Consider the following 23,226-nt stretch of genomic DNA (forward strand, 5'->3'; position numbering starts at 1 on the left):
TGTGGTATTCGTTCGCGATGTCGTCCTCTGGCTCGTTTAACCGGTATTTTATACCGCGCCCCAACGGGTGGGGCGCGAGTATTCCCCCGAAATAACGCGCCAAGAGTTGTATGATTGCACACGAGACCTGTTTCGAAGCACTTCGCGAAGCTGCACAGCGACTGGGCGAATCCCCAACGAAAGCCCAGTACGAACAACTTGGACTGACACCGTCTGCGTCGACGATCCTTCGGGTGACGGACGGCTGGAACGCGGCCAAAGAGCAAGCCGGACTCGACACGGAGTACTCCCGCGGGCCGCGACTCGATCCACAACCAGACGACGTCACCATCCCTGACGAACTGGAGTGGGATGAGCTCTCTGCCGACCAGCGCTGGCACTACCGGCATCGCGAGACGAACAACGAACGGACCAAAACACGTCGTGCTGCCAACCGAGCGTGGGTGTACGTATACAAACGGGACGTCGCAGTGTGCACTCGGTGTGGCGAAGCCGATCCGGCCTGTCTCGACTTCCACCATCTCGATCAAGCAGTCAAGGAGATGGCGATCGGTCAGATGGTCACCTACGGGTACTCACGGGAGAGGATTCGAGCTGAAATGGAAAAGTGTAGTATTCTTTGTTCGAACTGCCATCGGAAGGAACACTACACTGTTCCAGCGGGTGTTGCGGCTGTTTCGACCTCGGAGAACGGCGTATCTCGGTCGGGCTAGCTAACCGCAGTCTGGTCTTTTTGTACGTTGTTGTACCGAGTTCGAAACCCTCAAATACCAAAGGCCAGTATTTGCTGGTGAAGCACTCGCGAAAGTGAGTGAATAGAGACATGTCAGTCCATTGGGGTAGCGGCCAATCCTGAAGCCTTCTGGGGGCTTCGACCCTGGTTCGAATCCAGGATGGACTATTCTTGTCGCGAACGTACCTGTGAGCGACAGAATCGTCATTGAGTGGATTCGAACTCCGGCAGACGAGTGGTAGCGAGTCTGCAGTCAGTTCGAATCCAGGATGGACTATACTTTCCTCAACTCCACACGATCCTCGTAGAGACCCTCACTCTTCCTCGGGCTGAACGTTCGTTTCGATTGCAAAGTCGTCTTCTGGGAAGGCGACACACGTAAGCAACCAGCCGTCCTCGATCTGTTCTTCGTCGAGGAACTCGTTGCCATCGTGGCTGATAACCTCGTTTGCATCGCCGTCGTACCGGGCTGTGCACTGACCGCAGGTCCCGACTTCACAGGCGTATTGTAGATCCCATCCCTGGTCCAGCCCGGCGTACAGCAGTGCCTCGTCCTCGTCGACCTCGATCGTCTCGTCGAACTCCAGGAACTCGACTTCGTACACCTGCGCTTCCTCCTCAGGGTCGTCCTCTGTTTCCTCCTCCGGATCGTCTTCCTCGTCAGGGTCGTCTTCTGCCTCAGGCTCCTCTTCAGGGTCGTCCTCGTCGTCGAACATATCGAGACAACCCGAGATCGCCACCGTACCGACTCCTCCCATTGCGACCAACAGGCGGCGACGCTCCGGGTCAGCTTTCACACGACGACTCGAGCAGCTTTTCCCGTCGGAGTGGTCATCGTGGTGCTCAGAGTTCTGTGGCATACAATACATTGTGCCACACTCTATCAGAAATACCTTACAGTGGATAGCTTGGCCGTATTGGTCGACACGATACGGCCGGTTATTTTACGATCCACCACATCACGCCCAGCAGCAACCCGAACCCGCCGCCGGTGACGAGGGCGATGTACCGGATGTCGAGCAAGACCAGCTCGAAGGGGTTGTACACCGTAATACCGGCATTGTACATCGGCTCGATGATATCGGGGAAGAGTCCTCCGAGTACAAGCGGGACAAGCGGTACCAGGACCAACAGCGTCCCAAAAAACTGAAAATACATGAACACATCCTCGATACGGAGCTTCTTCCGTATCTCCGCTTTCGTCAACGAAGACGCCTTCTCACGGTCTCGGACCCACTTTAGCATATAGAGACCAACGACGAAGGAACTCACGTTTCCTAACAGGAGTGCGATGCCTGCAGTCATGCTCATAGACTCGGCGAAGATCGCCGTCCCCTCGATCTGTCTGATGTAGTCACGCCTGAAGTGGACTGCCGGTGCGGCCAGCGTCGAAAGTAAGAGCGTGCCGACAGTGAGTATCATCTTCGACCTGATCGACATGTGGAACGCGAGCCGCATCTCCGATCTGACATCGCTGTACGTGTTGTTCGTCACAGCGTCTGCTAGGGATGGGACGTGCTTATTTTTTGCGCAGAAGAAAATACATATGCTATTCTACACTTCGTGGCGGGCTGGACTATCCGGTCTCTGACACGCGCAATGAACCGGTTATTATCCCGGACATAACGCGATAGAGCCTGACTGTGAGGTCTCACTCGTCGCGCGCAGCGGCGCGATCGGGTGGGATATGTTATCGACTTCTGACAGTAGCGAGTTTGGCAAGCAAGCCTCGCGGAATACCTTTCGTGGATCCGTCGATGGTTGGCACAAAACAAGTTGTGACCGATTGCAGGATGTGTCTCTCACCAAATATTTGTCAAAACCATCATGCGAGATTTAGGGCGCGAATGTGGCAGAAATCGAGAGCCGACCTACGGAGATCGTGATCGGTCAATTTGTGAGAAGAGCAGTTTATATCTCTACGAATCGTTAATTATTATTGGTGTTGTATAATGGGGGACAGAAATCATCTTCACGTGTGCCGTCATTGTGGGAACGTCATGGCAACGTCGTCCGAGACAGGACCGAAAAAATGCTTCCAGTGTGAGGGAGCGGAATTCTCTCGATACATTAGTATTCCGGAGCTACCTGACAGCGAATATAATCAGGACTGACGACAGAGCCGCAGGAAGGTGGGTTGACCTCCTCCCACGGCTGGAGCCGTGGGATTCCAACGTCGGGATTAACAGGTTCCCAGTCCGGTCGGCATGACCGGACTACTGGCGTCCACGAGAACGGAGTTCTCGTGCAGCCCATCAGAAATCTTCGATTTCTGAGGACGGGGCCAAGCCGCCGTTACTCCTATCCCGGCATGGGATTCAGAGTTACTTTGCGTGTCGGAATCAACAGCCAGCGGCCCGAAGGGGACTCCTTCAGATGTGGCGTGACCCGAATCCCGATAGTATCCGTTTACCACGTCGACGGTGGCACCGCCAATATCCGACCGGTCGTCGATACGTTGCTACCAAGCACGTATTTCAGCGTTGAGGACGTAATACATCGTGTAGTAGTTCCATGCTGCCGGTCTGGTTTCCATCGCTAATCCTTTTCACGATGCCAGCTGCTATCGTTGGCTACTTCGTTGGTCGTCTGCACATTCGGTATCTTGCATTTCACGGAGGGGAAGAAAAATATCCGGATCCGATCCCGGAAACCGTAGAGGCATATCGCGATCTCCACCACGTCGAAGAGCTACAGCGATCCTCATTTACCGCCGCGTTCGCCCTGTTTGTGACGGTCAACGTCGCGCTGTCGGTGGTCACTGTGGTGCTGCTCGTCGGCTACTTCAGCATCGGGTACTACTTCGCGACGAAAGTGATTCGCGCCCTCGCTGACGTCGACCCAGCGGACGAACCACAGATATTCGACACTGGTTGAACGACCCCGGTAGCCATCTGGTGCGCTCTCTCAACGTGGGACTTGCCCCCGCTAAAGAGTATGAGCCCTCCAACCAACCGTGGTCGTCCCACTCGAAGCACACGGGCTGAGCCATTCGGTCCGTTTTCTGGGTCACCGCCCGATTAGCGCAGAGTGTTGTGATGATAGTGTCTCGTCGGGTCAATCCGGCCGTCGATATATAAAAGACACTGCTACTAGGAACTGCCTTTTTTGAGCTATCACAGGTACTATCTGCCGTATGAGTCGGATTCGGTACGAAGTCACCTAACCGTTTGGCGGTTTCAAGCAGGGAGAGGTTCTTTGTGTCACCGCCCGGTTCGGTGACTGGCATGCATACGATTTGAAGCTCGAACCGGAACGAGCGGAGCATCGCACGAAAACGGTCGTTGTCACCGAGCACGACGCCGGTTTCGGTGAGGCTGAGATCCTCGATGAGACTGCACGGATCGGCGACTGGCACGAGTGCGGTCTCGCGTTCGAGCCCGGAGCGGAGCCGACCCGGAGCGGAGGGCGTATCGAGATCACGGCAGACCAGCTGTCCAGCGTCGCAAAGCCCGTCGAGTCGTGACGCCTCGCGTGGACGCTTCTTTCGGATTTCTGTAACCAGTGTATTAATATAGGTCTCGGCCAATCTCCGTACGAATCCGTGTTTCCGATCGAGGTCCTCGTACTGTTTCTGAGTGTCATCGTGGTTACCGCTGTTGGCCTCTCCCTCGTCTGCTGGTGGTGTCTTAGCGCCCGACGACTCCACGAGATCCGGCACCGACCTGATTGGGTTCGGGACCGCCTCCGAGCAGTCGGTCCGTTCGTCCTCCTCCTGGCGCTCGTTCTCCTCGTCAACAAGGGTTCTCAGAGCTATATCGAACGTTTCTCTCACGCGTACGGCTTCGAGGCAACTGCGACGATCTACGCCATCGAGGGCGATTTCGTCGTGACGTTTCAGTCACTGGTTCCCGACATCACGATGCCGTACTTTTCGGCGGTGTACGTCGTTGGCTATGCGCTGCTGTTGATCGCTCCAGTCTTTCTCTACTTCTTTGCCGACCGGGCGCGCCCACTCAAGCTGCTCGTGACGGCATACGCGATTAACTACGCTGTCGCGGTCGTGTTCTACGCCTCGGTCGTCGCCTATGGCCCCAGAAACGCCGACCGGTCCAGCGATGGGTCGAGCGCGGATGCGCCGTTGCTCGAACTCGTCCCAGATATCACGCATCTCACCGCGCTGTGGAACACGAACACGAACGTCTTCCCGTCGCTGCATACGTCGCTATCGGTGACCGTCTTCTTGCTCGCCGCGATGACTCGCGAGGAGTTCCGACGCTGGTTCGGGCTGTCGTCGGTGCTTGCAGCCTCGATCGTCGTCGCGACGATGGCGCTTGGGATTCACTGGCTCGTCGACGTCCTCGCGGGGATCGTCCTCGCGGTCGTTGCGGTGACTGGTGCACGAGCGGTCGTCACTCGGCCAAAGAGTCATTAGTCCACACGCAAACGGTCCAGTAACCCGACATGCTCTCCGACGGTCGACTCTACACGGGCCATCTGAAACGCATAACGCGGCGGGTCGGGGTCCATACCCATCTCAAATCGCTGTACTGGGGACTCGATATTCCACGGATCCTCTTTCGGCTCTCCCGTCAGGACTCGATCGTCCACGAGGTCGGCGGAATCGACGTCGAACTCCCCTTGGAGACGTACTGGCAGTACCAGCGCTTTCGCTGGATGCATCCCGAGATCCGACTGTTCGAGGAGCTGGTCGAGGAACTCGAACCCGGAGACGTGTTCTACGACGTCGGGGCACATCTGGGCTGGCACGCTGTCGTGGCTGCGAGTGTTCACGACGAGATCGACGTGGTCGCGTTCGAGCCGCACCCGACCACTGCTAACCGACTCCGAACGGTCGTGGAGACGACCGGCCACGACATCGATGTCCACGAGGTGGCACTCCACGAGAAAGCGAGTTCCGTCGAGTTTACCGCGGCACCTAGCTCGGCCGCCCACGTTTCCGGTGCACAGGGGGAGCGCCTATCGGATACAATCACCATCGAGACGGTCGACGGGGATAGCCTCGTCGCGTCCGGAACAGTCCCATCTCCAGATGTACTCAAGATCGACGCGGAAGGTGTCGATGCGGCTGTTCTGCGCGGGTTGCGGACGACGATCGAGCGGGATCGACCGCGGGTGATCTACTGTGAAGTCCATACCGACGGCGAGGAGATTGAGCGGTTACTCGACGAACTTGGCTACGAATTCGAGCCGTTGCGCGACGCCCGTCCGATCCTGAAAGCACTACCTGCGTGACTCACTGGCTGACGTGTCAACGCGGAACTCACTGCCCACCGCCACAGACAACGGGGCATCGGGAGGGCTCTGCAGATACAGACGCCGGTCGTATAAATGGGCACTTCCCCGTGAATATGCTTTTCAGGCCTCATACCGCACGATTATCTGCATGGCACGGAACAGCTACGAGATCACAGAGACGATCGGTGGCTTCGAAGAGGGGGTAATTCTCGACGTGACCGCGCGCTTTGGCGACTGGCATATGTACGAGCTCAAACTCGAGCCGAGAGCCACGGGTCGCCGCTCGAACACCGTCGTCGTTACTGATCGAAAAGCGGGATTCAGTGAGACGGAGATCCTCGACGAGACTGCCCGAATCGGTGACTGGCACGAGCTCGAACTATCCTTCGAGCCGGTCTCCGGATCGGGAGCGGACGGGGGGCGAGTCGAGATCACTGCCGACGAACTCCACGAAATCGCCGACCCTGTCGAAAGCTGACGCTGTTGACGGTTGCCCGCCGCTCCTTGTCAACTGCCTCGGGGTCAAGTCGTTCGGGAATCTCCGATTTTCGTGATCCCGCCAACCAGTGATTTTCGGACGACCCCGTGGTATCCGCCTTGATTCGTGATGAAAAAGTGGTTGTATCGTGACCACAAACGAGGGGTATGGCCGACGATAGCGACCCTCTCGCGGATGTTCTCGACCGTCTCGAAGAGGCCCGACTCGCGTACGGGACTGTCCTGTTGGACGACGAGCTCCGGATGGTCGAGTGTCTGGACCGGACAGCCTTCGAGGATGACGACGCCGCTGAGTTGGCGCGTGCCACGGCGTACGCGAGCGTCAACGCGGATCTCGTTCCCTTCGTCATGGACCATCGAGACGACTTCTCGACGGTTGACCTGATAGCCGACGAGGAGCCGGACCGCATAACCGGTTTCGATGGGGTCGCCGACACGCTCCCCGATGCTCGTGCATATTACTTTGTTGCCGAACTCGGCGATGAACGGTGGAACCGGGTCCGAAACGTCGTCCCGGATAGGTTTGATCAAAACGGTGTCATCAGAGCACCCGATGCGGGCCGGTTTGCAGTGGCCAAAACTCTCGTCGACGAAGCGCGTGAGCGGATCGGTGACCTACCCGAGGGCGTCGAGGGCGAGGAGATCGACATCATCGACTGGTCGAGCTGATCGCCGAAAGAAGCGCGCCTACAGCAGGCTCGCGAAGACGGTGATTCCGACCACCCAGCGCATCCGCTAGGTCAAGTAGCTGGTGACTCGCCGTTTCGGCTATCCTCTCCCGGCGCTCGGGGATCTCCGTCTGAATCCTTGTCATCAGTCTACGTGCCTCCCAGTTGCTTCCCGCCGACGGGGAATCAGGTCGTTACGAACCGAAGTGAGGGTGTCAGCAGCTACCGCCAGCACCGCACGCGTCGCCGTACTTGACGCCAGTCTCTTCGGTAATCGCCTCGTTACACTGTTTCAGCATCGTGGTGAACTGGAACTGTGAGGTGTCGGCTTTCGCCGCGGCGAGTTCCTCGCCCAGCGCCGCTGCCGCCGCCAGCACGTCCTCGTCGGAGGCGCTCAACAGCACCCACCTCCCAGTGACTGCGCGAACTCGCGGCCGATCTTCTCGCTGATGACCTCGTTTGTCTCCTGGAGCAGTTCCACGAGCGCTTCCTGTGCCTCGCGATGGGCCTGGATCGTGTCGTTGTCGTTCATTTCTTCCTGGAGCTCTCGCAGCTCGCTCATCACCGACTCGTCGAAGCCGCCCGTCTGGAGCTGCCGCTGTTTCTGCTGGTACTCCTGCAGCAACGCCTTCGCCTCCGAGTCATTTTCGAGACGTTCGTTGGCGGCCATGAACTCCTGGTAGACCCCGGAGTCTTTGAGCGTCCCGATGAACGTCTGGAGCTTCTGTTCGACTGCCTCCTCGTTGGACACTTGCTGGCTCATTGAATCGTCACCTCCTCTCGTTTGGCGATCTCGGACAGTCCCGTGATCTCCTCGCCGAACGCCGACAGTTCGTCGAGGCCGATTGGCTCGTCCTGTCGGAGCGGGGCGAGCATCATCGGGGTCTCGAAGCGGTCCTTGATCTCACCGAGGTACTGCTGCTGTTGGGCTCGGCGGTTGGCGAAGAAGGCGTTGTCGCCGTACTCTTCGGGCAGCAGGTAGTTGGCGACGACAAAGGCCGTCTCGATGCCAACCTGGTCTTTCAGGTCCTCGGCCGCACGGTGGGCCTCCATCATCGGCGTGTACTCGGGGTACATAACGAAGGCAAACGAGCTCTTCTCGGGGTTCTGCATCGTCTCGATGACCATGTCGTACTTGCCGCCCTTGGCTGGCGCGGCACCTTTCGTCAGCGAGCCGAGATCCATGAAGCCCTTCCAGTCGGATGGGAGCTCGAGCAGTCTGAGCGTGTGACCTGTGGGTGCGGTATCGAAGACGACGATATCGTACCCGTCCTCCTCGAAGTAGCCGACGAACTTTTCGAGCGCGGCCATCTCTTCGGCGCAGGGGGATTCGAGCTCCTCTTCGACGTTGGCGATCGCCGCGTCGACGTCGATCTGGGTGTCGTCCTTGTCGGCGTACATCTCCGTGACGTGGTCGAGGACCTGCTCGCGGTACTCCTCGAGCGCCTTCTCCTGGTCGATTCGGGCCGCATCCAGGTTCGCCTGGCTCACCGAGGTCGGTTCGTGGCCGACGGGTTCGCCGAAGATGTCCTCGAGGTGTGCTGCCGGATCGGTCGTCACGACGAGCGTCTCGTAGCCCGCCTCGGCGAGCTTTGTCGCCGATGTCGCTGCGATCGTCGACTTGCCCACGCCGCCTTTACCGGTGAAGAACAGATAGCGCGTCTCCCCGTCGACGGGTTCGAGGTTTTCGGCGACTGCGTCGGGATCAGTTAGTGCGTCGAAGTCGACCGATGCCTCGGTGTCGATACTGGTTGCCGATCCCACGTCGACGGTGGCCTCGTTGCCGTCGTAGAGGACGCCACCCACATCAGCCAGCAGGTCGATACCGGCGATCTCGCCGGGCTGGAGGGGATAGGTCGCTGTGGCGTCGGCATCGAATTCCTCGCTGGCCCGTTCGATGACTGCCTGTTCGTCCTCGCGCTTCCCCTCGAAGAAGGGGTCCTCACAGACTGATTCGGGCAGGTATCCGTTGATGATCAGCAGCTGGGATTCGATCCCCAGCTCTCCGAGGTCCGAGGCACTCCGCTGGATCTCGTCGAGCGAGGAGTCTTCGGGCTTGCCGACGAAGGCAAAGGAGGTTTTCTCGCCGTCTTGGAGGGTGTCGATCGCCCGCTCGTAGTCCTTCTTTTTGTCCTCCATCGAGGCGGCCGGGCCAATACAGGTCGAGCCGCCCTTTTCCAGCTCTGCGTTCCAGTCGGATGGCAGCTCCATCAGCCGGATCGTGTGGCCCGTCGGCGCGGTGTCGAAGACGACCACGTCGTATTCGGGTGACTCCATGAAGTCGACGAAGTTATCGAACGCTGCAATCTCCTCGACACACGGGCTGTTGAGCTGTTCTTCGACCGCCGTGACCTGCTCGTCGTCAAGCAGCTCGCGCATCGGCTCGATCGTTTCCTGCCGGTACTCTTCGGCGGCCTGATCCGGATCGATCTCGATGGCAGAGAGGTTCTCGATGTCGTCGATCGTGGTCACTTCGTGGCCGATCTCCTGCCCGAAGATGTCCGAGAGGTTCGGCGCTGGGTCGGTGGTGACCAGCAGGGTCTCGTAGTCGTTGTCGGCGAGCCATGTCGCCGTCGCACAGCTGACGGTGCTCTTGCCGACGCCGCCTTTCCCGCTGAAGAAGACGAACTCGGTGTCTTCGCTGCTCGGCTCGACGATCTCTCGGGCTGCAGTAGTGGTTTCGGCCATCTATTGGGCTTCCTGTGGTTGTACGCGCTGTTCCAGCGTTTCTGCGAGCTCGTCATACTCGAGGTACTCTTCTCTGGCGACGATCTCGTCGTCGACGACCGTGATCGGCAAGATTGAGGGGCCGTGCTCCTGGACGAGATCGTAGATCCGCTGGGTCTCGAGGAACTCGTCGATGTTGTGTTGCATGTTCGCCCGGCTGATCTCGACGTTCTCGAACTCCTCGTCAAGCTGGTCCAGGGCCGCGCTTACTTCGACGAGTTCGTCGTCTGGATCGGGACCACAGACGCCCGTCGAACAGCACATCGCCTCTTCGTACAGTTGTAGTTCGGTCATGGTGTATCGTGTCCGTTCAATCGTTCAGGCGTTCGCGATCGGAGTGTGTACGGTTATCAATCGCGGGTTCGCCGAACTCGTTTGAGCAATCATTCATTCGTAGGGATAAACGCTTCGATCGCGGCACTCAGCCGACGAACCCCTCGATCGACCAGAAGTCGTCGTCGCCCTCGCAGCTCGCGGCGACACAGCGCGAGGCCGGCGCGCTCACGAGCACAAACGCGCTTTCCGTGTCGCTGTTTCTGATCTGGCGCGTGGCGCTTGGTTCGATCCATACGGCGTCGCCACTTTCCATCGTGATCTCGTCGTCGTCGATCACCACCGTTGCCTCGCCGTCGATCAGGATGTAGATCTCCTCGTGGTCGTTCTCGGCGTGATCGTGAGGCATGTTTCGCCAGCCCGGATCGCAGCGGACCACGGACACACCGACCTGCTTGCTATCAAGCGAATCGCCAAGTGCATGCATCGCGCCGGAGACTGGTTCGATCTCGTTGTAGTTGACCTGTTTGTAGGCGCTCATTCCCCCTGACACCTCGCGTTTCGGCGACAGGAAACCAGTGGCAGTTCGACGATCTCTCCCCGTACGGTTCCGCTATCCATGCGAACTATTTGTATGAGCAAATACTAAATTGTTCTGTTGTCAGATCGAGAACTACCACCTCGCCACGCCAAAACGCTTAATCCACTATCTGCTCAAATTACCCCTATGTCATCTAACGACCGTCTCCAGCGGTATCTCGCCGACGACCAGGGCAGTTGTACGCCGGGGGACGTTGCAGAGCGGATGGCCGAACTCGAGGAACTCGATGCAGCGACGGGTGGTTCGACGCTCGACGCCGACGTCGAACTACTATCCGCGCTCGCCAACGACACCCGATACAAGATCGTTCGAATGCTCCATGAAGCGGACGACGAGCTCTGTGTCTGTGAGTTTGGACCCCTGCTCGACGTCAGCGACAGCGCGATCAGTCACGCGCTCTCACAGCTGACGGAGGCTGGTCTCGTCACTCGGCGCAAGGACGGGAAGTGGCGCAAGTACCGTGCGACATCGAGGGCGAACGCCGTACTCGTCGCTCTTGATGGATCGCGACGCCTCTAGTATCTGGCTTTTCCGCCCTGTAGCTTAAATAGCATCTCGCCCCAGTACCGGGTAGATGGACGTCAGCGACCTGTCGCTCGCGCCGAAGTTCATAGAACACTTCGAGGGACTGGGGATCGAATCGCTGTATCCACCCCAGGCTGCTGCCGTCGAGGCCGGAATCACGCGGGGGGATCGGGTCGTCGCGGCGATGCCCACAGCCAGCGGGAAGACCCTCGTCGCCCAGCTGGCGATGCTGTCGGCCGATGGACCTGCCCTGTACGTCGTCCCCCTTCGTGCGCTCGCCACCGAAAAGTACGAGACGTTTTCCGAACTCCCCGATGTGAGCGTCGGCATTGCGACCGGCGACTACGACGCCGAAAACGAGTCCTTCGACGAGGACGACATCGTCGTTGCGACGAGCGAAAAGGTCGACTCGGCGATCCGGAACGGGGCTAGCTGGGTCGAAGCGATCGCCTGTGTGGTCGTCGACGAGGTCCACCTGCTGAACGCTCGCGGGCGTGGGCCTACGCTGGAAGTCACGCTCGCGAAACTCCGGCGGCTCGTCCCCGACCAGCAACTCGTCGCGCTCTCGGCGACCGTCGGAAACGCCGCGGAGATCGCCGACTGGCTCGATGCCGAACTCGTCCGGTCGACGTGGCGACCGATCGATCTCCGGACCGGGGTGTACGACGATGGCACGGTCACGTTCGACGATGGGGGCCGACGTACGATCGATCCCGGCGACGACCCACCGACGACTGCGATGGTCGCCGACGTGATCGATGACGGTGGGCAGGCTCTCGTCTTCGTCAACTCCCGACGTGAGGCCGAGACGTTCGCCCGGAGCCTCGGCGCGAGGGAGTTCCGGACCGCACCAGACGTCGCAACCGGGATCCGCGAGGGTGCAACGACCAGCACCGGACGGGCACTCGCGGAGGCCGCCGAAGGCGGTGTCGGGTTTCACCACGCTGGCCTTCGCGCCGAACACCGCTCGATCGTCGAGCAGGCGTTTAGAGAGCGCGACCTCGCCGTCCTCTGTGCTACACCGACGCTCGCGGCGGGCGTCAACGTCCCCGCACGGCGGGTGATCGTCCGCGACCACGAGCGGTTCACCGGTGAGGGCTACGAGCCACTACCCGTCCTCGAGGTTCATCAGATGTTCGGCCGTGCGGGGCGACCGGGACTCGATCCCTACGGTGAGGCGATGCTGGTCGCGACCGGCGTCGACGCCGCCGAGCTCCGGGAGCGCTACATCGGAGCAGAACCAGAACGTGTGGAGTCGAAGCTCGACTCGCGGGAGGCGCTCCGGACCCACGTGCTCGCCACGCTCGCTGGCGGCTTTGCCGAGAACCGGTCCGAGCTCGACGACCTCCTCTCCTCGACGTTTTTCGCCCACCAGCGCGACCCGTCCGAGCTGACCGATCTCGTCGACGAAGTACTCTCGTATCTGGACGCGACTGGAATGGTACGGCGCAACGATGGCCTCTCCGCCACAGACCTCGGCCGACTGGTCTCCCGGGTGTACGTCGATCCATTGACTGGTGCAGCAGTCGTGGAAGCGCTCGGTACTGCGGCGGCGATGGATCGGGTGACGACGTTGACGGTGCTCGAAATCATCTGTGATACCGAGGACATGAGCACCCAGTACGTCCGGACCGAGGAGGCGGGCCGTCTCAGTGAGTTCGCCATGCGCAACGCCGAGCAGTTCACCAAACCGGTTCACGACTTCGAGGGAAACTTCCAGTCCTGGCTGGCGACGGTCAAGACGGCGCGGATTCTCGACGACTGGATTGCGGGCGTCGATCCCGCCGACCTCGACGAGCGCTACGGCGTTGCACCGGGCGACGTCCGACGGCTGGCTGAGCGCGCCGAATGGCTGCTATCGGCGACGGAGGTAATCGCTGAACACCTCTCGGATGGGACAGGGACTCACCGACCGACGGATCCTGACTCGGACGTAGAGTACGATACTGTACTCGAACGGCTCCAGGAGACGAGGGCGGCGTTGCTCGACGTTACCGCCGAGTGATCGGCGATACGGCTTCAGGGTAGTAGGCCTCGTTCCACGACGAACCGTTCCCACAGTAGCAACGTCGGCGGAAGGACGGTTACCGATAGCAGGAACGAGTAGACGACGCTGATCGACATCAGAATCCCGAATTGACCAAGGATCGGAATGATTGCGAGCATCAACGAGAGCGCCCCGCCGAGTGTCGTCAGCATACTGCCGGCGAGCGCGCCACCGGTTCCCTGAAGCGTCGTCACCAGCGAGTCGAAGCCGTCCTTCCCGGCGTTGAACTCGTCGATAAAGCGATGGGTAACGTGAACCGAGTAGGCGACGCCAACGCCGATCGTGATCGAGAGAACCGTTGCCGTCATCGCGTTGAACGGAATCCCGAGCAGGGGCATCGTCCCGACCAGCATGGCCACGGTCACCGCGATCGGGACCATATTTGCGAGTCCCAGAGTGGCATATCCCTCGAGAACCCGGTAGATCACCATCAGGAAGACAGCGGTAAGCGTCAGTGCAAGCACGAGGCTGGTGATCGCCGACTCGAAGATCACGTCTGCGACACCCTGGAAGATGATGATCTCGCCTGTCGGGGTCGCCTGAAATCGGTAATCGTCCGACATCGCTTCCATATCCGACCTGATATCGGCGTCGTCCGCCCCCGACTCGACGGAGTAGACTACTTTTGTGTATCGTCTATCGTCGGTCAGGAAATCGTCGGTACGGTCCCCGGCCTCGGACTGTTCGAGGGCATCGTAGACTTCGCCGAGGTTCCGGTCCGGGATTCCGTTCCCGGTGACGTCCTTGCGATCGACCAGTGCGGCAAACTCCTCGTCTTCTTCGGCCTGGCTCTCGATAACCGTGATGATACTTTCCGAATCGGCCTGTCCACCATCCGAGATCACCGTTCCTGGGGGATCACCACCGGCTCGATTGATAGACTCCAGGGCATAGTCCGTCTCCATCGGCCCTTCCACGTAGACCGTCACCTCGTCGTCCTCGCCGGACTCGAAGTTATCCGCCAGGAAGTTGATCGTCTCGGTGAAGGTGTACTCGGAGGGGGCGAGGGGACCGGGGGCGTTCGTGACGTAACCCGGGAGCTCCTCGGGTGGGAGGAAATCTTCGTCGTCGAAGGTCGTGTCGACGCCCGTCGCGAGTGCACCGGCGCCGGCTGTGACGAGTAACGCCCCGATCAGGACGGCAATCGGCGCTCGTCGTCCGACCGTTGCACCGATAGGTAGTACCCGGCCGAGCAGGGATCCGTCCGATCCAAGGGGGGCAGTACCGAACTCCGGGATCCGCGTTCCGTCGCGGGCCCGATCCAGCAGCACCTTCGCTGCGGGCATGAACAGGCCGAACACGAGGAAGGTAAACACCACGCCGATGCTCGCAACGATCCCGAAATCCCTGATCGGACCGAGATCACTCACGACGTTCGCGCCGAACCCGATTACCGTCGTTCCGGCGACGATGAAGAAGGCGATCAGTAGCTGGTCAGTCGCTGCACTCATCCCCTCGCTGACACCTGAGCCCGCGACCCGTTCCTCCCGGTAGCGGTTCACCGAATGAATCCCGAAGTCGACGCCGATCGCTAGCAACAGTGGTGGCACCGCGATCATCATTTCCGAGAAGGGGATCCCGACGAGTCCGGTGAACCCGAACGTCCAGATAACGGTGATTCCGAGCGCAGCGAGCCCCAACAGCAGGTCGATCGGGTCGCGATAGGCGACGGCCAGAAACAGCAATATCAGGAGCACGACCGCCGGAACGACGATTGCCAGCGAGTCACTGATAACGGTCTCGAACTCCTCTTCGATGAGACCGCCACTGAAGACGGTGAACTCACCGTCGACGGCCGAGGCAGCGCGCTCGGCTCGATCCTGCGCATTGCTCTCGTCGACGCTTCCATCGAACTCGACGACGGTCAGTGTGGCGCTTGCCTCTCCGCTCGATTCGCTGTAATCCTCACTCGCGAGCTCGGCCAGACCGTCCTCTTCGGCCAGCAACTGTCGGGTTGTGGTCCGCACTTCGTGATCGGGTGTCGATTCGATGACGGCACGCTGTGCGCTCGGCGTCGTCGCCGACGGTTCGATGGTCTGTGCGACGGCTCCAGCAATCGAGCTCGTCCCCTCGATGTCGAGCTGGGGGTCGGATTCCAGCTCGGCCTGCACGGCGAGGTTCCGTTCTAACCCCGTCGGAGTCAGCGCGCCCTGGCTTCGCTGAATGAGCTGGACTGACGACGTATCGTCTGCAAACGCCGGGCTGAAGCGTTCGTCGACTTCGTCCTGTGCGTCCTGTGCTGGTACCCCTTCGGCGAACTCGTCGGTGCCCTCTTCGCTCTCGATCGCACCGAGTCCGGTTGCAAAAACGGCTGTGACGAGGAGAAAGGCGAGTACGACCGTTCCGGGACGCTCAGTTATGAGAGTCCCGATGCGGCCCATACCACGTTCGAGAGCGGAGTCGCCCATGTTACTCGTCGGGGTCGTTGTTTGGCAGTCGAGTCCTGATCCCGTCGCGGTACCGCCAGGCTACTGCACCGACACCGGCGGTGAGCACGAGGCTCGCCAGGAGTCCGATGCGTAGCCAGTTGGTCTCCCCTTCGACTGCCGTTATGGGAATCCGGTACGTGTCCGACAGCCGCGTATCACCGTCGGCATCGTCGAACTGGAAGTCCACACGTACCGGGTACGTCTTCTCGCTGGCCGAGCCGTCGACATCGATCTCGAACGTTATCGTTTCACTGTCCCCGTCGTCGAGGCGCTCGATGAACGCCTCGTCGTCGCTGCTGTCGATCGGATCGTTGGTGAACAGCTTCGCCTGGACGTCGGTTACATCCTCGCCGAACGTGTTGGTGACGGTGAGTTCGAGGGTTCCGCTCTCGTCGATCTCGAACGTTCCGTCCGTCGCTTCGACGGCAAACTCCTCGCGTTCCTCTCCGATCGTGACTGGCGCGTCAAGTGTTCGACTCGTCCGAATGTCGTCGTCGGCGTTTCTGTATCTCACCTCCATTGGCAGGATCCGATCTCCCGCTGTCGCATCCGCGCTGGCATCGATTCGGAACTCGAACTGAGCTGTCTCACCGGGTTTGAGGTCACCGACGAAGCTCGTCTCCTCGCGTGGAGACACCGTCTCCGAGTCACCGGTATCGAGTACGTCGATATCGTCCGAAGGGTCCTCGCTGAACTGGACGACGGCGTTCCGTACCGTCTCGTTGCCCTCGTTTTTCACCGTCCCGTTGACGAAGCCATCATCGTCGACGCGGACGGTGCTCTCCACGTCATCCAGCACGAAGCGTTGTTCCTCGACGACGTCTGCACCGAGGACCATCTCTCTGGACGTTCGATCGACGCCGCGGTCGTCACGGAACTCGACGTCTGCCCTGATCGCGTTCTCTTGCGGGAGGGCGTCCTCGTCGACCCGTACCTTCAGATCGATCTCACGGGTCTCGTTTTGCTCCCAGTCCCCGACGTAGACTTCACTGGCGACAGTCGCTGGATCACCCTCACCGTCGTCGGGGACTCCCGATAGCTCACCGTCCGGAACTTCCGGGAAGGCCTCTACGTTGGGGTCCTGCGCCTGAAATCCGACGACAGCGTCGCTTGCGTTCTCGGCACCGGTATTCGTAATCTCCGCCGTCGCCGTCCGGGTGTCGCCCACACGGAACTCGCTGACGTCGATTTCGCCCTCGAAGCGCGCCTGCTCGTCGACGCGGATCTCGAGGGACTTCTCTTCGGTGACCGTCCGCTCGTCGTCTGGACCGTCGTCGTCGTCCACGGCGGGCGTGTACGTGTACGTCACGTTTACTGGTAGCTCGTACGTTCCGGCCTCGGCGGTCTGATCCACGTCGATGTCGAACGACACCGACTGGATGGCGTCCTGTGGCATATTGGACAGGGGCTGCTCGTTCGTCCTGATGTCCACCGGAACGTCCTCGTCATCGCCCAGCTCGACGCTGACGTTTCTGGCGGTCGTTACGTCATCGTCGGCACCAGGGGGGCCATCGTCATCGTCGACGCTGCCCTGATTCTGCAGATCGACCGTGACTGTTTCTGACTCTCCGGGTTCCACGAACGGGTCTGGCGTGTACACCTCAATATCGGGACTACCGGTCGTCTCGTCTGCAACTGCCAGCCCCACGAGAACGACTCCGGCGAGAAACAGCACGAGTAATCCAGCCCTAACCCTGTTCATACCGGTACTGATAGAGGGGTAGACAAGTACCTTTTGGATCGAAACCACAACACTGTTGTTTCTAACCGTGTTGCGTAGAGTATGGGCGAGCACGTCGCGGAGAAGCTTGCGGATCTCGGACTATCGAACTACGAGGCTCAGGCCTTTCAGGCACTGATAGAGAAAGGGCCGATGACAGCCGACGAGGTAGCCGCTGCCGCCGAGCTACCGAAAGGCCGGATTTATGATGTCCTTAACTCGCTGTCGAAACGCTCTGTCGTTCGTCACGATGACTCACGTCCGCGCACATACGTCCCTGCGTCGCCGGAACATGCCGTCTCACAGCTACTCGATGCCCGGCTGGAGGACCTCGACGAACGCCGTCGCCGATTCGAAACGACCGCCGAGGAGCTTGAAACGGCGATTCGATCACAGGAGACCGACCGACCAACGCAGTCGTTCGCCACGAGCGCCTTTCGGCACGAAGATGCCATCGAGTTGCTAGACGAGCGCCTCGGAACTGCAACCGAGTGCGTCTCCATCGCAGCAGGGACGATCGACGAGGGGCCCGAAACCCGGGACACGCTCACCGAGCGCCTTCGATCGCTGTTACACGACGGTATCACGGTCAAACTCCTCGTTCACGAGCACACCGAGCTAGAATACGATACTGAGCTGGCCGACGCAGGGCTTGCGATCCGGCGCAGTCCGGTCGTCCCCGACCAGCGGTTCATCCTGATCGATGGTGAGGAGGTCTGTCTCGAAGTCGTTCACCCGATCACCCCAAACGAGCTGCTCTCGGTCGTCGACTTCAGAAGCGACCAGGTGGCGACCGAACTCGTCGACACGTTCGACGAACTCTGGGCGGATGCCACGCCGGCTGAACCGTAGCTCACTCCCGGTCCAGATACTCCTGCTGGACCGCCACGATCTCGCTCGAATCTTCACAGTCGGCATACCGGCGTAGCGGTTCCTCGTTCATCACCAGAAACGTCTCGCCCCATCTGAACTTCGATAGAATCCGACTGGCATGCTCTCGGTCCCCCAGAATACATAACCCGGCCGCCAGTGCTTCAACCGTCGTCAACTGGAACGGCTTTCCGTAATTGACCGGGTTCGCCGCGACGAGGAAGGGCAGGGCACGGTGTTCGCCGTCGACGCTGAACTGTGCCTCGCGGGCGCTCTCCCAGGAGCAATCGAGTGCGACTAGTCGGTCACTCACCGTCGCGTCGGCCGGTGACAGTGCCTGCTCGGCGTGCGGGTTCAACACGACGCCGTACGGTGTTGCCCGATCGGTGCTGTGCAAGGTCGCCAGCTCGAACCGAGAGAGTTTCTTCGCAGTACACTTGTCGGGATCGTCGTCACCCTCGTACCTGACGTGGAGGTTCACTGTTCGGCGGTACGGGACCACTCACAAAAAACGCCGCGTTCGTCAGGACGAACTTTTGTGTACACCTGCTCCTAAGTCCGGTCATGCGCGCCGACGACGACGGACATTACGACGACGCCATCGCCTCCCTCGCCGATCGAAACTACACTGCGGCCGGGGATGCCTACACCCGTGCGGGACGTCGGGTACTCTCCGGTCCGCGGGCGAACAGTAGCCCATTCGATGACGACGAACACGGCTGGGTCGGAATCGGACTCAGCTATCTCTGCACGGCGTCGATCTGCTATCGTGTTGCCGGACAGCAAGCCCGTGCGACCCACCGTGCAGTCGAAGGTGTCGCCGTCAGCCGTGATCTGGCCGCGGTCACTGACCACGCCGCCCAGCGGGCCTGCTTCGAGGAGCTCATCGCCGATCTCCACGTTGCTGGCGACCTGAACGGGGTGGACGAGGCCTACGATGACGCCGTCACGGCCTATCGAGACGCTGGCGCGGGGATCGACGATCCACAGCGCTGGGCGACGACTCCTCTGTTCGAGGCCGCCGCGACGCCGCTCACGCAGGTTGCCAGAAGCCTCGCTGACGGCGAGATTGCCATCGAGTGGGAGCAGTTACACGGCTCCGATCCTGCAGATCAAGCTGCCTTCCTCGCGGAACGTGCCCGCTACAAACGCCGCCGCTTTCCGTCGTTGCTGGACCGTGTCGTCGAGGGTGGCTATCTTGCCGCCCCGCGAGGGTCGACCGAATACGACACGGATCACCACTACTGTCCGAACTGCGAGTCGACGAGCGTCAACTGGATCGGTGATGACGTGCTCTGTCTGCGGTGTTCGAGCGTCGCCCGCCCACAGTGAGCCGCTATGCCCTCGCGTCACTTTTCTTATAAAAGGGCTGATATTTTGATTCCTAGTCCCGGGGCTCAACTACTCGTTGCGGCGATTCAACTCCTCACATTCGATCGATCGTCGGTCAGAACTGCCGGGTACTCACTCACTTCGTTCGTGACATTGACGCAGGAATGCGTCGAGAGACACTCTGTTCGTCTCTCGAACATGGCTTCGCGGTGCTCAGCCATGCGCCGGCCGGGAATTGAACCCGACTGCGAGACTCACTCCGTTCGTCTCGCGTGATTCAATTCCCGGAGCGATTTCACTGCTCACTGACGTTCGCAGCAGAAATGCGCCGGCCGGGAATTGAACCCGGGCTATGAGCTTGGGAAGCTCATGTCCTACCACTAGACCACCGGCGCATTCGGGTTGCTGCATCCCGATTTATGCGGTGGCGATTCTTAAACACTGCTGATTCAGCTCCCGTCATCGTCTCCGACAATACAGCTTGACAAATATTGAACTGTGCGTATGTTTATTGATAGCTCCACAATAATATAATGGTCTTAAACGCTTTTTGCTGAACATACGTCTATTTCGACAAAGTTAACTGACAACGATTCTCAAAGCAGTTGTTCACTGTATGATACTCGGGGTACCGAACGAGTCAGTTGCAGACGAAACGCGGGCGGCCCTCATTCCGCCGGTAGCCGACGCCCTCGTGGACGACGGCCACGAGGTGTTGATCAGCTCCGGAGTTGGTACTGGGGCTGGCTGGAGTGACGAGTCGTATCGAGCGGTCGGTTGTGACGTTGTCGACGACGAGGACGTCTTCGAGCGATCGGATGTCGTGTTCCACGTCCGCGGGCTCGGGGCGACGCCCGACGACGAGCTCCCACCGTACCGGGAGGGGCAGGTGGTGATCGGGTTGCTCGGTCCGTACGAACTCGACGCGGAACTCGACGAGCTAGCCTCCCGAGGAGTCGACGTGTTCGCTCTCGAGCTGATCCCGCGCATCAGCCGGGCACAGAGTATGGACGCAGTCTCCTCGATGGACAGCGTCAGCGGCTACAAGGCCACGATGATCGCCGCCGAGGCCCTGCCGAAACTGTTCCCCATGGAAATGACTGCAGCCGGGACCATCCAGCCTGCAGAAGTGTTCGTCCTCGGGGCCGGAGTTGCGGGACTGAAGGCGATTTCGACCGCCGAACGGCTCGGAGCCAACGCGACTGCAAACGATGTCCGGCCGGAGGTCCGCGAGGAAGTCGAAAGCCTCGGCGCGGAGTTCGTCGAGGTCGGCGCGGAGACCGATTCGATGTCCGACGAGGAAGGATACGCGACAGAACAGGAGAAAGATTTCGCCCAGCAACAGCAAGAGACACTGATGAGCGTTGTCCCGGACTCGGACGTCCTCATCACGACGGCAGCGATTCCCGGCCGGCCGGCCCCCCAGCCGATCTCAACCGAGATGATCGAGCGGATGGATCCGGGCTCCGTGGTTGTCGATCTTGCCGCGGAGAGCGGCGGTAACTGCGAACCATCTCGACCCGGTGAAACCGTCGTCCACGACGGCGTCGAGATCTACGGGCCGACCAACTTGGCCGCGACTGTCCCCCAGACCGCGAGCAAACTGTACGCGAACAACCTGCGGAACTTCCTTGATCTGCTCACGGGCGAGGATGGGCTGACGATCGATCTCGACGACGAGATCATCGACGCAACGCTGCTAACCCACGACGGCGAGGTTCGAGCGCCGCACCGCGAGGACGGGGAGGGCTCGGACGAAGACGGACAGAGTGACGAGACTGCCGACGCATCCAACGGAGGTGAGGCCTGATGTCGCTGATCCAGAACCTGACGCTGTTCGTGCTGGCGGCGTTCCTCGGATACGAGATTATCAACAAGATCCCGACCAATCTCCATACGCCGCTGATGTCCGGTGCGAATGCGATTACCGGGATCACGCTCGTTGGGGCAGTGGTCGTGGCTGGCTCCGGCGATACGATGCTGGCGACAGCGCTTGGGTTCGTTGCAGTCGTTATGGCAACGATCAACGTCGTCGGTGGCTATCTGGTTAGCCACTTCATGCTCGCTGATTTCCGCGGAGGTGACCGATGATGCTTGCTGCATTGCCGGAATCGACGCTCGCGCTCGCCTATCTGTTCGCTTCGATACTGTTCATTCAGGGCCTGCGGGATATGACCCATCCCCGGACGGCGATGCGTGGCAACCTCATCTCCGCTGGCGGGATGTTCGTTGCCGTCGTCGTCACGGTCCTGTGGTTCGAGATCATTGACCCGCTGGTGCTCTTTAGCGCCTTGCTCGTCGGCACCGCCGTCGGAACGATCCTCGCCGTCAGAGTCGAGCGGACCGAAATGCCACAGCTCGTCGGTCTGTTCAACGGGTTCGGCGGTGGTGCGTCTGCCGTGGTTGCCGGCGCGGAACTCGTTGAACTCGGCTCGACCGACGCGATTCCGGTCGATGTGGGTGTCGCAGCAGTCTTCTCCGGCATCGTCGGCTCGGTTACCCTCTTCGGTAGTCTGGTCGCGGCCGGAAAGCTCCACGGGCTCATCACTACCTCTGCGATCCGATACGATGGTGAGCAGGTGATGAAAGCCCTCGTCCTGCTCGTCGCGCTGGTGTTTGGCGGCTACCTCGTTGCAAGCCCCGACCTGTTCGCTGCGCAACTCCATGCCGACTGGATACCACCGTACTGGCTGCTGGTGCTCGCTGCCGCCGTGCTCGGAATCCTCCTTGTGATTCCGATCGGCGGCGCTGATATGCCGGTCGTCATCGCACTGTTGAACGCTTACTCGGGACTCGCCGCTGCCGGGACCGGTTTCGTACTGGACAACAGCGCGCTGATCATCGCAGGGACGCTCGTTGGCGCAGCAGGGATGATCCTCACTGTCATTATGTGTGAGTCCATGAACCGGTCGCTCACGAACGTCCTGTTCGGCGGGTTCGGCGAGGAGCCGGATCAGGAAGCGATGGACGACATCTACGACGGCAACATCACCGAGACGTCCCCCGAGGAGGTCGAGATGTTGCTGGACACCGCCAAGCGGGTCGTCATCGTTCCCGGCTACGGGATGGCAGTCGCGCAGGCCCAGCACGCGGTCGCGGAGCTCGCCGAGCTGCTCGACGAGAACGACGTCGACGTCGAGTTCGGCATTCATCCGGTCGCGGGACGGATGCCCGGCCACATGAACGCGCTACTGGCGGAAGCTGATGTCCCGTACGACAAGATGCGGGAGCTCGAGGAGGTCAATCCGACCTTCTCCCAGACTGACGTCGTCATCGTGACCGGCGCGAACGACGTCGTCAATCCGAAGGCAAACACCGACGAGTCGAGCCCGATCGCCGGGATGCCCGTCCTCAACGTCTCGGATGCACGATCGGTGATCGTGAACAAGCGAAGCCTCAGTCCTGGTTTCTCCGGAATCCCGAACCCACTGTTCGCGAAGGACAACACGAGCATGCTGTTTGGCGACGCGAAGGGCTCGATGCAGGAGCTAGTCAACGCATACAAGGAGAACCACTAGCTTTCTTTCTCTATCGTCTACCGTCCCGGCATACCGTCGCCAATTGTCGATCTTCCGGACAGAATATGTTCCATAGATTGCACGAA

24 protein-coding genes and 2 tRNA genes are annotated in these 23,226 nt (G+C 60.3%); 15 read left to right on the forward strand and 11 right to left on the reverse strand.

The window, feature by feature from the left end; translation table 11 throughout:
• Positions 1-110 precede the first annotated feature (110 nt).
• Complete coding sequence (locus tag AArcS_RS00060) at positions 111-713, forward strand: homing endonuclease associated repeat-containing protein (protein WP_238478394.1); 603 nt, start codon at positions 111-113, stop codon at positions 711-713.
• Between the two features lie 115 nt (positions 714-828).
• Positions 829-901, forward strand: a tRNA-Gln gene (locus AArcS_RS00065).
• A 146-nt stretch (positions 902-1,047) separates the two neighbouring features.
• Here the strand turns inward: AArcS_RS00065 and AArcS_RS00070 are convergent.
• Both AArcS_RS00070 and AArcS_RS00075 read right to left on the reverse strand, forming a co-directional pair.
• Positions 1,048-1,593, reverse strand: a complete 546-nt coding sequence (locus tag AArcS_RS00070; RefSeq protein WP_238478395.1) for a 2Fe-2S iron-sulfur cluster-binding protein — start codon at positions 1,591-1,593, stop codon at positions 1,048-1,050.
• A gap of 79 nt (positions 1,594-1,672) precedes the next feature.
• Positions 1,673-2,227 (reverse strand): hypothetical protein, encoded by a 555-nt coding sequence (locus AArcS_RS00075; protein ID WP_238478396.1) that lies wholly within the window; start codon positions 2,225-2,227, stop codon positions 1,673-1,675.
• Positions 2,228-3,286: 1,059 nt separating this feature from the next.
• Here AArcS_RS00075 and AArcS_RS00080 point away from each other — a divergent pair.
• From AArcS_RS00080 to AArcS_RS00105, 6 genes are all read left to right on the forward strand, one after another.
• A complete protein-coding gene (locus AArcS_RS00080; protein WP_238478397.1) occupies positions 3,287-3,610 on the forward strand; it encodes a hypothetical protein in 324 nt (107 codons plus the stop codon).
• A gap of 361 nt (positions 3,611-3,971) precedes the next feature.
• The gene (locus AArcS_RS00085; RefSeq protein ID WP_238478398.1) at positions 3,972-4,199 is read left to right on the forward strand and encodes a hypothetical protein; all 228 of its coding nucleotides are present in this window, start codon (positions 3,972-3,974) and stop codon (positions 4,197-4,199) included.
• A 78-nt stretch (positions 4,200-4,277) separates the two neighbouring features.
• The gene (locus AArcS_RS00090; RefSeq protein WP_238478399.1) at positions 4,278-5,108 is read left to right on the forward strand and encodes a phosphatase PAP2 family protein; all 831 of its coding nucleotides are present in this window, start codon (positions 4,278-4,280) and stop codon (positions 5,106-5,108) included.
• A 29-nt stretch (positions 5,109-5,137) separates the two neighbouring features.
• Positions 5,138-5,929: an FkbM family methyltransferase gene (locus tag AArcS_RS00095; RefSeq protein WP_238478400.1), complete on the forward strand. Its 792-nt coding sequence runs from the start codon at positions 5,138-5,140 to the stop codon at positions 5,927-5,929.
• A 151-nt stretch (positions 5,930-6,080) separates the two neighbouring features.
• Positions 6,081-6,410 (forward strand): hypothetical protein, encoded by a 330-nt coding sequence (locus AArcS_RS00100; RefSeq protein ID WP_238478401.1) that lies wholly within the window; start codon positions 6,081-6,083, stop codon positions 6,408-6,410.
• 167 nt (positions 6,411-6,577) lie between these two features.
• A complete protein-coding gene (locus AArcS_RS00105) occupies positions 6,578-7,099 on the forward strand; it encodes a hypothetical protein (RefSeq protein WP_238478402.1) in 522 nt (173 codons plus the stop codon).
• A 214-nt stretch (positions 7,100-7,313) separates the two neighbouring features.
• Here AArcS_RS00105 and hcsS read toward each other — a convergent pair whose 3' ends face one another.
• From hcsS to AArcS_RS00130, 5 genes are all read right to left on the reverse strand, one after another.
• A complete protein-coding gene (gene hcsS / locus AArcS_RS00110) occupies positions 7,314-7,502 on the reverse strand; it encodes a halo-CC-star protein HcsS (protein ID WP_238478403.1) in 189 nt (62 codons plus the stop codon).
• A complete protein-coding gene (gene hcsL, locus AArcS_RS00115) occupies positions 7,493-7,861 on the reverse strand; it encodes a halo-CC-star protein HcsL (protein ID WP_238478404.1) in 369 nt (122 codons plus the stop codon). The genes hcsS and hcsL overlap by 10 nt, the downstream gene beginning before the upstream one ends.
• Positions 7,858-9,786, reverse strand: coding sequence for an arsenical pump-driving ATPase (gene arsA, locus AArcS_RS00120; RefSeq protein WP_238478405.1), 1,929 nt, complete (start codon positions 9,784-9,786; stop codon positions 7,858-7,860). Before arsA ends, hcsL begins: the two co-directional genes overlap by 4 nt.
• Positions 9,787-10,119 (reverse strand): arsenite efflux transporter metallochaperone ArsD, encoded by a 333-nt coding sequence (arsD, locus tag AArcS_RS00125; protein ID WP_238478406.1) that lies wholly within the window; start codon positions 10,117-10,119, stop codon positions 9,787-9,789.
• 127 nt (positions 10,120-10,246) lie between these two features.
• A complete protein-coding gene (locus tag AArcS_RS00130; protein ID WP_238478407.1) occupies positions 10,247-10,639 on the reverse strand; it encodes a cupin domain-containing protein in 393 nt (130 codons plus the stop codon).
• A 186-nt stretch (positions 10,640-10,825) separates the two neighbouring features.
• Between AArcS_RS00130 and AArcS_RS00135 the strand changes: the two genes are divergently transcribed.
• Both AArcS_RS00135 and AArcS_RS00140 read left to right on the forward strand, forming a co-directional pair.
• Positions 10,826-11,218 (forward strand): ArsR/SmtB family transcription factor, encoded by a 393-nt coding sequence (locus tag AArcS_RS00135; protein WP_238478408.1) that lies wholly within the window; start codon positions 10,826-10,828, stop codon positions 11,216-11,218.
• Positions 11,219-11,273: 55 nt separating this feature from the next.
• Positions 11,274-13,229 carry a DEAD/DEAH box helicase gene (locus AArcS_RS00140; RefSeq protein ID WP_238478409.1) on the forward strand — a complete coding sequence of 652 codons (1,956 nt, stop codon included), beginning with the start codon at positions 11,274-11,276 and terminating at the stop codon, positions 13,227-13,229.
• A 14-nt stretch (positions 13,230-13,243) separates the two neighbouring features.
• Here AArcS_RS00140 and AArcS_RS00145 read toward each other — a convergent pair whose 3' ends face one another.
• Positions 13,244-15,679, reverse strand: a complete 2,436-nt coding sequence (locus AArcS_RS00145; protein ID WP_238478410.1) for an efflux RND transporter permease subunit — start codon at positions 15,677-15,679, stop codon at positions 13,244-13,246.
• 1 nt (position 15,680) lies between these two features.
• On the reverse strand, positions 15,681-17,402 hold the full coding sequence (locus tag AArcS_RS00150) for a COG1361 S-layer family protein (protein ID WP_238478411.1): 1,722 nt from the start codon (positions 17,400-17,402) through the stop codon (positions 15,681-15,683).
• Between the two features lie 81 nt (positions 17,403-17,483).
• Between AArcS_RS00150 and AArcS_RS00155 the strand changes: the two genes are divergently transcribed.
• Positions 17,484-18,272, forward strand: coding sequence for a TrmB family transcriptional regulator (locus AArcS_RS00155; protein ID WP_238478412.1), 789 nt, complete (start codon positions 17,484-17,486; stop codon positions 18,270-18,272).
• A 1-nt stretch (position 18,273) separates the two neighbouring features.
• Here the strand turns inward: AArcS_RS00155 and AArcS_RS00160 are convergent, their stop codons facing one another.
• A complete protein-coding gene (locus tag AArcS_RS00160) occupies positions 18,274-18,771 on the reverse strand; it encodes a DUF367 family protein (protein ID WP_238478413.1) in 498 nt (165 codons plus the stop codon).
• 83 nt (positions 18,772-18,854) lie between these two features.
• Between AArcS_RS00160 and AArcS_RS00165 the strand changes: the two genes are divergently transcribed.
• On the forward strand, positions 18,855-19,622 hold the full coding sequence (locus tag AArcS_RS00165) for a hypothetical protein (protein WP_238478414.1): 768 nt from the start codon (positions 18,855-18,857) through the stop codon (positions 19,620-19,622).
• Between the two features lie 324 nt (positions 19,623-19,946).
• Here AArcS_RS00165 and AArcS_RS00170 read toward each other — a convergent pair.
• Positions 19,947-20,017, reverse strand: a tRNA-Gly gene (locus tag AArcS_RS00170).
• 221 nt (positions 20,018-20,238) lie between these two features.
• Here AArcS_RS00170 and AArcS_RS00175 point away from each other — a divergent pair.
• Genes AArcS_RS00175 through AArcS_RS00185 form a run of 3 tightly spaced genes read left to right on the forward strand, consistent with a single transcriptional unit; the run spans position 20,239 to position 23,140 of the window.
• Positions 20,239-21,432 (forward strand): NAD(P) transhydrogenase subunit alpha, encoded by a 1,194-nt coding sequence (locus AArcS_RS00175; protein WP_238478415.1) that lies wholly within the window; start codon positions 20,239-20,241, stop codon positions 21,430-21,432.
• On the forward strand, positions 21,432-21,713 hold the full coding sequence (locus tag AArcS_RS00180) for an NAD(P) transhydrogenase subunit alpha part 2 (RefSeq protein ID WP_238478416.1): 282 nt from the start codon (positions 21,432-21,434) through the stop codon (positions 21,711-21,713). Before AArcS_RS00175 ends, AArcS_RS00180 begins: the two co-directional genes overlap by 1 nt.
• Entirely contained in the window at positions 21,710-23,140 is a 1,431-nt protein-coding gene (locus tag AArcS_RS00185) for an NAD(P)(+) transhydrogenase (Re/Si-specific) subunit beta (protein WP_238478417.1), read from the forward strand. Before AArcS_RS00180 ends, AArcS_RS00185 begins: the two co-directional genes overlap by 4 nt.
• Positions 23,141-23,226: the final 86 nt, after the last annotated feature.

Source organism: Natranaeroarchaeum sulfidigenes (assembly GCF_017094485.1).
GTDB lineage: Archaea > Halobacteriota > Halobacteria > Halobacteriales > Natronoarchaeaceae > Natranaeroarchaeum > Natranaeroarchaeum sulfidigenes.